Genomic DNA, 9,779 nt, shown 5'->3' with positions numbered 1-9,779 from the left:
GAGATCCTCCTCCAACACGGCGACACCGACCCGGTCGGCGCCCGCCGCTCCAAGGCCCTCGGCCTCCTCGCGCACCCGGCCCGGGCACTCGCGCTGCTGCGGTCCGCGGTCGGTGACCAGGTCTCGACGGGCTCGACCACCGGTGGTCACCAGGTCTCGACGGGCTCGACCACCGGCGCGGTCTCGACGGGCACGACCACCGGAGAACTGCCGCCGGCCACCCTCTACGTGCACATGTCCCGCGAGTCCCTGGTGTCCGGGGACGGGGTGGCGCGGATGGAGGGCGTCGGCCCGATCACGATCGGCCAGGCCTCCGAGTTCCTCCGGCACTCCCGGGTGACCATCAAGCCGGTGATCGACCTCGATCATGATCGTCCGGTGGACGGCTACGAGGTCCCCGACCGGATCCGCGAACGGCTCCACCTACGCTCCCCGGCGTCGGCGTTCCCGTACTCATCGGCCACCGGACGCCGGATGGACCTCGACCACACGATCCCCTGGGCCGACACCGGGCCGCCCGGTCAGACGAGGATCGGGAACCTCGGCAAGCTCACCCGGTTCGAACACCGGGTCAAGACCCACGGCAAGGGCTGGCGACATCGACAACCCGAGCCCGGCGTCCACCACTGGCGGACACCCACGGGCCACCACTTCACCGTCGACCACACCGGCACCCACCGAGGCCGGGTCTCGACGAGTTCGACCACCGGTGGAACGGCGTACGAACGCGCCCTTGCGGATCTCGTCGCCCGCTGAGTTCAGCCTCGGCACCTTTGCGTCCGGTGCGGCAGCGCGCCGAGCGGTCGTTGCGGCCGCCCGGCACGAGGCGGCACGGTGTGACGATGACTGACCCCGCCGCCGCGGCTCGCCCGACGCGTACCGCTCAAGCGGTCGTCGCGTTGCTCGCATCCCTTGGCCTTCTCACCGGAGGCCTGGTGCTCGCAGTCGTGGCGTTCGTTGCCCTGTACTTCGGCTCGCCACCGTGGGCCGTCGCAGCCGGGGTTGTGGCTGTGCTCGCTGGCCTGTTCACGGCGATCCGACGCGTGCGTCGGTCCGCAACTCGACGTTAGCCGCCCGGGGTCAGTCGGGCTGCTCGGTCCAGTGCTCCTTCGCGGCAGCGAGGACCTGGTCGAACAGGGCCTGATCGAGTGCCGCGCCCTCGCGGCGTACCTCCGAGTCCTGCAGGGTCAGCAGTCGGTCCAGCCGGACCTCGCTGTCACGTCCCTCGGAGTCCCAGGCGCCGGTGCCGACGTCCATCCAGTACCGCCCGTAGCGCGCCTCGTCGTCGGCGTCCCGGTCGTGGTCCTTGCTCGTCATGTACAGGCAGGCCAGCGACGACCCGGACCGGGCGAGCACCACGACGGGCCGGTCCTTGCCCTGGCTGGGGTCGTCCTCGTAGGGGACCCAGGCCCAGACGATCTCGCCGGGGTCGGCCTCGCCGTCCATCTCGGGGGAGTACGTCGTCATGGCGGTCACCGTACTCGCTACCCGCGCCCCGACCGCCTGACAGGATGCCCCGGTGAGCACGCTGACGGTGGCGACGTACAACGTCTACCTGGGCGCCGACCTGGCCCTGCTGTTCGACGCGACCTCCCTCGAGGAGCTGGCCGAGCGGGCCTGGGTCGTCGAGCAGCAGCTCGTGGCCACCGACTTCGCGCAGCGAGCGACCGCGATCGCGCGGATCCTCGCGCGCGAGGAGGTCGACGTGGTCGGGCTGCAGGAGGTCACGCGTTGGGAGAGCGACGGCGACTTGGTCGTCGACTTCCTGCCCCTGGTCGTGCAGGCGTGCGAGCAAGCCGGTGCGCCGTACGACGTGCACGCCGCCAACCAGAGCTTCGCCGGCGGCCTCCCGGTCGACGGCCGCTGGATGAGCATCGCCGGCGCCGATGCGGTGCTCGTCCGGGGCGGCGGCCGGTTCACGGTCACCGGCGAGGGCACCGCGTCGTACTCACGCAGCCTGGACATGCGCACCGGCATCGACGGCGTCACGTTCCCGATCGTCCGCGGCTGGGGACGCGTCGACGGGGAGGCCGACGGCAGGCGAGTGCTGTTCGCGACCACCCACACCGAGGCGTACGACGCAGCCGTCCGGGAGGCGCAACGCGAGGAGCTGCTCGACGCCCTCGGGGACCCCGGCTGTCCCGCCGTCGTGGTCGGCGACTTCAACGCCCGGCCCGAGGAGGCCGGCGTGCGGCCGCCGTACCGGGACGCGTGGTTGGCCGCCGGCAACGATCCGGACGCCGGGTACACCTGCGGCCAGGCGGCCGAGCTCGACAACGACGCGAGCAGCCTGAGCGAGCGGATCGACTACGTGTTCGTCCGCGATGCCGACGTGGTCGACTGCTCAGTGGTCGGCGACCAGGAGACGGACAGAACCGAGCCGGGACGGTTGTGGCCATCGGACCATGCGGGTGTGGTCGCGCGACTAGAGTTCTGACGTGACCCGCACCCACGTCCTTGCGACGGTTATCGCTGCCTGCGCCCTGGCGGCCCCGGCCGCTCCCGCCGGCGCGCAGGAGATCACCGTCAAAGACGCCCGCGGCGACGTGTGGCGTGAGGCCGACACCGTCAACGCGACGCCCGCGCCGTCGATCCGGGCGGGCGACATCACCAAGGCAGTGATCGCCCACGACGGCCGGCGCGTCTCGGTGCGGATCGTCTTCAAGCGGCTGGCTCGCAAGGGTGCCTACATCCAGGCCGCGGTGAAGCTCCAGGGCAGCAAGGGGCGCGTCGTCCGCGAGGTGCTCGTCGAGTCCAGCAGGCGTGACCGCAACGGCGTCGTGCGGGTGTTCAACGCCGGTGGCCGCCCGGTCGGAAACTGCGACGCCGACCACGACATCGACTTCAAGCGCGACCGCGTCACGCTCGACGTCGACCGCCGTTGCCTGCACAAGCCCGGCCGGGTCCGGGCCAACGTGAACACCGCACGGGCCACCGGCAGCGGGATCTTCTACTCCGACAACGTCCACGACACCGCCGCGGAGTCCCTCGCCTGGAGCGACTGGGTCAAGCGCACCCGCTGACGAGTCAGTAGTCCGGCCGCCGCCGCATCGCCTTCGTCTCGCCCCGGCGCTTCTTGCCGGCCAGCCGACGTTCCCGGGAAGAGCGGGACGGCTTCGTCGGTCGCCGACGCGGCGGCGGGGGAGCCGTCGCGTCGGCCAGCACCTCGGCCAACCGGGCCCGTGCCGCCTCGCGGTTGCGGTGCTGCGAGCGGTACTCCGAGGCCGCGATCGTGAGTACGCCGTCCACGAGCCGCGACCCGAGGCGCTCGACGGCCCGCTCCCGCAGGTGCCGAGGAAGCGAGCCGCCGCCGACGTCGTAGGAGAGCTCGACCCGGCTGTCGGTGGTGTTGACCGACTGCCCACCGGGGCCGCCGGAGCGGCTGAACCTCCAGCGCAGCTCGTCGTCGGGGATCACCACGCCGCGCACCGACAGGCCCGTCACCGTTTCACCCATCCAGAAGCCGGTGCTGAAGAGTTGGTGCGCCGGACCGGGAGCGCCTCACGGCGCGTGGCCGCTCGTAGCGGCTTCATTTGGGACCCGGGGCTGCCACAGCCCGGCGCACTCGGACGAGTCTACAAGCCCGTCGGTGAGATCAAGTCGGACACGCAGAATCTTTGACCTGGCTACGCCAGCTTCCCGTCGTCCTCCAGCCGGGCGGCGTGCTCGAGCTGCTCGGCCATCCTCAGCAGCTTCGCCGCGGAGAGATCGGAGTGGTACGCCGCGCGCCCCGACGGGTCCTCGAAGCCCTCCGCCCCGGCGCGGCCGGCCGACACCACCCTCGCGAAAGCCGCCGCGCGCCACAGCGTGTCGGCGAAGTCACCGCGGGCGACCCCCCGGAGCACCAGGTCGGCCAGGTGTCGCACCTCGTCCGGCCCGGGCGGGTCGACGACGCCGGCCACCACCTCGTGGACGGGGGAGCGGCGTCGGCCGGCATCGAACTCACGGGCGGCGGCCGCGGGGTCGGCGTACACCCAGGTGCGGAGCAGGTACAGCCGCCACAGGCAGCCGGCGAGCGAGTCCGCGGGGGAACCCGCCCAGAGGTCGGCGAGCGCCTCCAGTCCCTCGGTCTCCGCGAGCCGGATCACCCGGGCGACGACCTCCTCGTCGTCGGTGCCGTGCGCCCCGCGCACGAGCAGGGTGGCGCACCGGTCGGCCGCCTCGCTGCGCTCGGAGGGGTCGCCCATGTCGTCGGGGCCCACCAGGTCCTCGAAGTGACGGGCACCCGGCATCACGGGCCGGCGATGGCTTGGCGTCTCGGACATCGCCGACCAGCGTAATCCCGGGTCAGAGGCGGGCGGCGGCGGCGCGCACGGCCTCGACCATGGGCTCCTGGCCCTGCTCGTAGTTGTAGTCCTGCCCGATCAGCGTGAGCCGCACGACCGCGACCCGGTTGCCGACCTTCGCGATGCCCTGGGCGTCGAAGTACGCCGCGTCCGGGTCGCTTTCTGCGGGCCCGTAGATCAGCAGGTACCAGTGGCCGGTGCCGACCTCGGTGTCGACGTCCTCGAGCGCGCCGACCTGCACGCGGTCGTACTTCTTGAAGTTCTTCGCGCAGCCCTCGCGCCAGGACTTCAGCACCTCGAACGCGCGGTTGGCAGTCATCTCATCGGGGAACTGCGCGACCAGCTGGCTGGCCTCCGAGTTGTCGCCGGCGGTGGGTTCGTAGGTCCGGTAGGCCACCTCCTCCGCGCCGATCGACGTCATCTCGAACTGGTGGCACGCCCCGGCGAGGTCCTTGGGCTCGGCGGTCGCGGTCGCCCCCTCGGCCCAGGTGAACTCCTCGTTGAAGCCGGGCATCTCCTCGGCCGGCAGCAGGGCGTCGGCGAGGGTTCCGGTGCCGGGCTCGCCGGAGGGTTCGGTGGGCTCCGAGGTCGATGACGGCTCGGTGGGCTCGTTGGTCGCCTCGTCGCTCGGCTCCTCGGACGACGCGTCCGACTCCGTGGCCACGGGGGTCTCGTCGGTGCCGGCCGGAACGTCGGGCTCCGGGCCGCAGCCCGACAGCCCCAGCATCAGGGCGAGCAGGAGCGTGGGCGCCAGGAGCCGGGTCAACGGGGCAAGGCGGGTGCGGGTCGCCATGGAACGTCCTTGTCGTGTCCGAGAGATGGTCCATCGCAGGGTAGGCCGCGCCGGCGCGTGAGACGCGTCTCTCGGCACCTAAACCGTTGGCGTGTCCCGTTACGGTGGCACCTGGTCATACGAAAGGGATTCGGGTTTGGACGCGCTGCGACGACGTGCGCGCCGCGGCGTCGCGGCTGCGCTGGTGGCCTGCGCCGTCGTGGCCGGCTGCACGGCCGGCACCGACCCCGGCGGATCGTCGTCGCCGAGCCCGTCTCCGACCACCACCGAGGGCGGATCGGGACCGACATCGAGCGACCCGGTGACACTGCGCCTCGCGGTCTACGGCGACGCCGCGGTGCGCCGGGCCTGGGACGAGCTCGCCGAGGCGTTCACCAACGCCAACCCCGACATCGCCGTGGAGGTCGAGCACTCCCGCACCGAGGAGCGAGCCGGCGAGAAGGTCCAGGCCCAGTTCGCCGCCGGTGACGCACCCGACGTGTTCGTCGCCAGCAACGCCCAGGTCGCCGGGCTCGCGGCAGCCGACCAGGTGCAGCCGGTCGACCAGATGCTCGAGCAGCGCGGGATCGAGTTCGGGGACAGCTACCAGCGCCTCGGACTCGAGGCCTTCAGCGCCGAGCAGGCGCTGCAGTGCATGCCCTACGACGTGTCGCCGCTGGTGGTCTTCTACCACCCGGGTCTGGTTCCGTTCGGCCGGCTGGTCGAGCCCGACGAGGAGCGGCCGACCCCGGAGACCGGTTGGACCTGGGACCAGTTCGCCCGGGCCGCCCGGCTGATGTCGGGTGAAGGGGTCAAGGGCGCCTACGTCGAGCCCAACCTCACCTCGCTGATGGCGCTGGTGCGGTCCGCCGGGGACGACGTCGTCGACGACCCGCGCGACGCGACGACGCTCACGCTCGCCGACGACGGCACCCGGGCCGCGCTCGAGGAGATCCTCAGCGTGGTGCGCGACAAGAGGGTCACGCCCACCCCCGCCCAGCTGGAGCGGCGTGACGCGTTCACCCGGTTCACCCGCGAGGAGATCGGGATGGTGCTCGGCACCAAGGAGCTGGTGCCGCGGCTGAACGAGATCGAAGGGCTCGAGTACGACGTCTTCCCGCTGCCCCGGCTCGCCCGTGACGTGACCGTCGCCGACGTCCGCGCCATGTGCGTGTCCGCCGACACCGAGCAGGCCGAGGCGGCCGCCGACCTGATCGCTTACGCCAGCACGGGCGACGGCGCGGCGATCCTCGCCGAGTCGGGCGCCGTCGTGCCGGCCCACCTGCCGACGCTGAACTCCCTGGCGTTCACCCAGCCGGGCGGCCGGCCCAACAGCGTGCTGGTCTTCGACAACGCGGTACGCCGGGCCACCACGACACCGTTCGTGACCGCTTGGCCCCGCGTGGAGCGCGCTATCGACCCGGAGGTCGAGGTGATGTTCTACGACCCTGTGCTGAACCTCGACACGCTGCTGCCCCGGCTGGATGCGAGGTCGCAGCGGATCATGGCCCCGGTGGCGGAGCCCGTTCCCTAGCCCTGGACCCTAGGGTGCCCCGCCCTCGCCCTCCTCGGGTGGCTCCGGGGTCTCGACCACGTCGCCGGGCTTGGCCTCCACGATCGCGGTCACCAGCACGTCGCGGGTGAGCTCGATCTGCCAGCGGCGGGCGCCGAGTGCGCTGAGGCGCGCCTCCACCAGGTCCGCCAGCGATCCGTCGTCCTCGACCGGCGGCTCCCACATCAGCCGTCGGACGTAGTCGGGGGTGAGCAGGTTCTCCACCGGCACGGTGAGCGCCTCCGCGAGGTCCTTCAGGTCGGCGCGTGCGCGGGCCAGCCGCGCCGCCGCGACCGGGTCACGATCGGCCCAGGCACGCGGCGGCGGCGGACCGTCGTACCGTGCGGCCATGGGTGGCAGCTCCTCGTCGGGCAGGCCGCGCGCGGTGCGCAGCGCGGCGACCCACTGGTTGGCGTAGCGCTCGGCGCCACGGCCGCGGAAGCCCTTGAGGGCCAGCAGCGCGGCGCGGTCGCGGGGGAGCGCGTTGGCCGCCTCCACGATCGCGGAGTCGGGGATGATCCGGCCCGGTGTCACGTCGCGCTGGGAGGCGATCGCGTCGCGGGTCTGCCACAGCTCGCGGACCGCGGCCAATGTGCGGCGGCCGCGGGCCCGGTGCAGCCCGGACGTGCGTCGCCAGGGGTCCTGGCGGGGCCCGGTCGGTGCGGCCCTGACCAGGTGCTCGAACTCCTGACGGGCCCACTCCGTCTTGCCGGCCTCTTCGAGCTGGTCGGCGAGCGCATTGCGCAGCTCGATCAGCACCTCGACGTCGAGGGCGGCGTACTCCAGCCACGGCTCCGGCAGTGGCCGGGTCGACCAGTCGACCGCGGAGTGCTCCTTGCGCATCCGGCGGCCGACGATCGTCTCGACCAACGTGGCCAGGCCGACGCGCGGGTAGCCGAGCAGCCGGCCGGCGAGCTCGGTGTCGAACAGCGAGCTGGGACGCAGGCCGAGCTCGGTGAGGCAGGGCAGGTCCTGGGTGGCGGCGTGCAGGATCCACTCGGCGTCACCGAGGGCCTCCTGCAGCGGGCTCAGGTCCCCGAACGGGATCGGGTCGACCAGGGCCGACCCGGAACCCTCGCGACGCAGCTGCACGAGATAGGCGCGCGCGGAGTAGCGGTAGCCCGAGGCGCGCTCCGCGTCGATCGCCACCGGGCCGGTCCCCGACGCGAAAGCCTCGACCGCCGTCGCCAGCGCCTCCGGCGTCTCCACCACCAGCGGCAGGCCGTCGCGCAGCTCGAGCAGGGGCGCGGGCGGGGTCTCCTCTACCGGCTCGGTGTCCTCCGGTGGAGTCGCAGGCTGGTCCGTCATCAGGGTCGGCCGCGCTGTCCTCGACGGCTCGGCATGGACGTGACCCCCTCAGGGACGGGCGGCAGCCCGGAGGCCGTGCACAGCAGCTCGGCCCAGGCCTCGACGTGCGGCGCGAGGCTCACCGCGCCGTCGGCGCCGGCCACGGGCGTCCAGGAGGCGCGGATCTCGAGCTGCGCGGTGGCCTCCTCGTCGGCCATCGAGCCGAAGCTCTCCGAGGACACCTTCGTCACGGTGCCGGAGGGTGCGCCGTAGTCGGCGCGGTGGGCGGTGAGCGCCTCGCTGAGCCAGGACCAGCCGACCTCGCCGAGCAGAGGGTCGTTGGCCATCTCGGGGTCGATCTCGGCCCGCGCGTAGGCGACGCAGCGGAAGGTGCCCTCCCACGCGTCGTTGCCCGCGGGGTCGTGGAGCAGCACGATGCGTCCGGTGCCGACGTCCTCGCCGTCGACGGTGACGTCAGCGGACAGCGCGGAGGCGTACGGCGCGATTCGCTGCGGGGCCGGCATCTCCTCGCAGAGGATCTCCGGACGCAGCCGGGCCTCGCGCATCTGCGCGACGGCGATGCGGAACTCCTCGGGCAGTGCAGAGGGGTCCACACGCGGTTCTCGTGCGGCCATGGGGTCAGACTAGGCCGCATCAGCGGTCCCGGAGCCCCGACACGCAGCAGGGCCTGGGAGGATCGTCGCCGTGACGACCAGCCCCGCCCTTCAGGATCCCGCCCTCCAGGACTCCGCCTTCCTGCGCGCCGCCCGAGGCGAGCCGGTGCCGCACACCCCGGTGTGGTTCATGCGGCAGGCCGGGCGCTCACTGCCGGAGTACCTGAAGGCGCGCGAGGGCGTCCCGATGCTCGAGTCCTGCACGCGGCCGGAGCTCGTCGCCGAGATCACCCTCCAGCCGGTGCGCCGGCACGGTGTGGACGCGGCGATCTACTTCAGCGACATCGTGGTCCCGCTCAAGGCCATCGGTATCGACCTCGACATCAAGCCAGGTGTCGGCCCGGTCATCGCGAACCCGATCCGCACCCGCGCGGACCTGGCCCGGCTGCGCGACCTCACCCCCGAGGACGTCACCTACGTCACCGAGGCCTTCGGTCTGCTCACCCGCGAGCTGGGCGCCACCCCGCTGATCGGCTTCGCGGGCGCGCCGTTCACCCTCGCGAGCTACCTCGTGGAGGGCGGCCCGTCCCGCAACCACGAGCACACCAAGGCCCTCATGTACGGCGACCCGCAGCTGTGGGCCGACCTCCTGGACCGGCTCGCCGGCATCACGGCCGCCTTCCTGAAGGTGCAGATCGAGGCGGGCGCGAGCGCCGTCCAGATCTTCGACTCCTGGGTCGGCGCGCTCTCCCCCGCGGACTACCGCCGTTCGGTGCTGCCCGCCTCCCGCAAGGTCTTCGAGGCCGTCTCCGGGTACGGCGTGCCGCGCATCCACTTCGGCGTCGGCACCGGCGAGCTGCTCGGCCTGCTCGGCGAGGCGGGCGCGGACGTCGTCGGCGTCGACTGGCGCGTCCCGCTGGACGAGGCGGCCCGCCGCGTCGGCCCCGGCAAGGCGCTCCAGGGCAACCTGGACCCGGCCGTCCTCTTCGCCGGCCGGGAGGCGGTCGAGACCAAGACCCGCGAGATCCTGGACGCGGCGGCGGACCTGGAGGGCCACGTCTTCAACCTGGGCCACGGAGTCCTGCCGACCACCGACCCGGACGCGCTGACCCGCCTCGTGGAGTACGTCCACACGCAGACCGCGCGCTGACGCCCTCCGGTTCCGGCGCTCGGGCTCAGCCCGCGGCCACCTCCGTCAGGACCTCCGCCGCGGCCAGCCCCGAGGCGGCGCTCGCGCCGTGGGTGAAGATCTGGGCCGCGGCGGTGGC

Annotated in this window: 10 protein-coding genes and 1 pseudogene; 5 read left to right on the top strand and 6 right to left on the bottom strand. The window is 72.8% G+C overall.

Features of this window, described 5'->3' with window-relative positions; all coding sequences use genetic code 11:
- A pseudogene (locus VFH10_RS01210) lies at positions 1-756 on the top strand (hypothetical protein); the annotation flags it as partial.
- A 324-nt stretch (positions 757-1,080) separates the two neighbouring features.
- On the opposite strand, the gene VFH10_RS01205 reads toward VFH10_RS01210, so the two are convergent.
- The gene (locus VFH10_RS01205; RefSeq protein ID WP_325125185.1) at positions 1,081-1,467 is read right to left on the bottom strand and encodes a type II toxin-antitoxin system PemK/MazF family toxin; all 387 of its coding nucleotides are present in this window, start codon (positions 1,465-1,467) and stop codon (positions 1,081-1,083) included.
- A 52-nt stretch (positions 1,468-1,519) separates the two neighbouring features.
- Between VFH10_RS01205 and VFH10_RS01200 the strand changes: the two genes are divergently transcribed.
- Together VFH10_RS01200 and VFH10_RS01195 are read left to right on the top strand one after the other, a co-directional pair.
- Positions 1,520-2,437, top strand: coding sequence for an endonuclease/exonuclease/phosphatase family protein (locus VFH10_RS01200; protein WP_325125183.1), 918 nt, complete (start codon positions 1,520-1,522; stop codon positions 2,435-2,437).
- A 1-nt stretch (position 2,438) separates the two neighbouring features.
- Entirely contained in the window at positions 2,439-3,023 is a 585-nt protein-coding gene (locus tag VFH10_RS01195; RefSeq protein ID WP_325125181.1) for a hypothetical protein, read from the top strand.
- A gap of 4 nt (positions 3,024-3,027) precedes the next feature.
- On the opposite strand, the gene arfB is transcribed toward VFH10_RS01195, so the two are convergent.
- The 3 genes from arfB to VFH10_RS01180 all read right to left on the bottom strand — a co-directional run bounded on the left by arfB (position 3,028) and on the right by VFH10_RS01180 (position 5,079).
- On the bottom strand, positions 3,028-3,456 hold the full coding sequence (gene arfB / locus VFH10_RS01190) for an alternative ribosome rescue aminoacyl-tRNA hydrolase ArfB (RefSeq protein WP_414689821.1): 429 nt from the start codon (positions 3,454-3,456) through the stop codon (positions 3,028-3,030).
- 170 nt (positions 3,457-3,626) lie between these two features.
- Entirely contained in the window at positions 3,627-4,265 is a 639-nt protein-coding gene (locus tag VFH10_RS01185) for a hypothetical protein (protein WP_325125177.1), read from the bottom strand.
- A gap of 22 nt (positions 4,266-4,287) precedes the next feature.
- On the bottom strand, positions 4,288-5,079 hold the full coding sequence (locus VFH10_RS01180) for a hypothetical protein (protein WP_325125175.1): 792 nt from the start codon (positions 5,077-5,079) through the stop codon (positions 4,288-4,290).
- A gap of 136 nt (positions 5,080-5,215) precedes the next feature.
- Between VFH10_RS01180 and VFH10_RS01175 the strand changes: the two genes are divergently transcribed.
- A complete protein-coding gene (locus tag VFH10_RS01175) occupies positions 5,216-6,592 on the top strand; it encodes an extracellular solute-binding protein (protein ID WP_325125173.1) in 1,377 nt (458 codons plus the stop codon).
- Positions 6,593-6,601: 9 nt separating this feature from the next.
- Here the strand turns inward: VFH10_RS01175 and VFH10_RS01170 are convergent, their stop codons facing one another.
- Both VFH10_RS01170 and VFH10_RS01165 read right to left on the bottom strand, forming a co-directional pair.
- The gene (locus VFH10_RS01170) at positions 6,602-7,918 is read right to left on the bottom strand and encodes a ribonuclease D (RefSeq protein WP_325125171.1); all 1,317 of its coding nucleotides are present in this window, start codon (positions 7,916-7,918) and stop codon (positions 6,602-6,604) included.
- Complete coding sequence (locus VFH10_RS01165; RefSeq protein WP_325125169.1) at positions 7,918-8,532, bottom strand: DUF3000 domain-containing protein; 615 nt, start codon at positions 8,530-8,532, stop codon at positions 7,918-7,920. The genes VFH10_RS01170 and VFH10_RS01165 overlap by 1 nt, the downstream gene beginning before the upstream one ends.
- A 70-nt stretch (positions 8,533-8,602) precedes the next feature.
- Between VFH10_RS01165 and hemE the strand changes: the two genes are divergently transcribed.
- On the top strand, positions 8,603-9,661 hold the full coding sequence (gene hemE / locus VFH10_RS01160; RefSeq protein WP_325125167.1) for a uroporphyrinogen decarboxylase: 1,059 nt from the start codon (positions 8,603-8,605) through the stop codon (positions 9,659-9,661).
- Positions 9,662-9,779 lie beyond the last annotated feature (118 nt).

Source organism: Nocardioides sp., from assembly GCF_035697785.1.
In the GTDB taxonomy this organism is placed as follows: domain Bacteria; phylum Actinomycetota; class Actinomycetes; order Propionibacteriales; family Nocardioidaceae; genus Nocardioides_B.
This window is presented reverse-complemented; position numbering and strand designations above follow the sequence as displayed.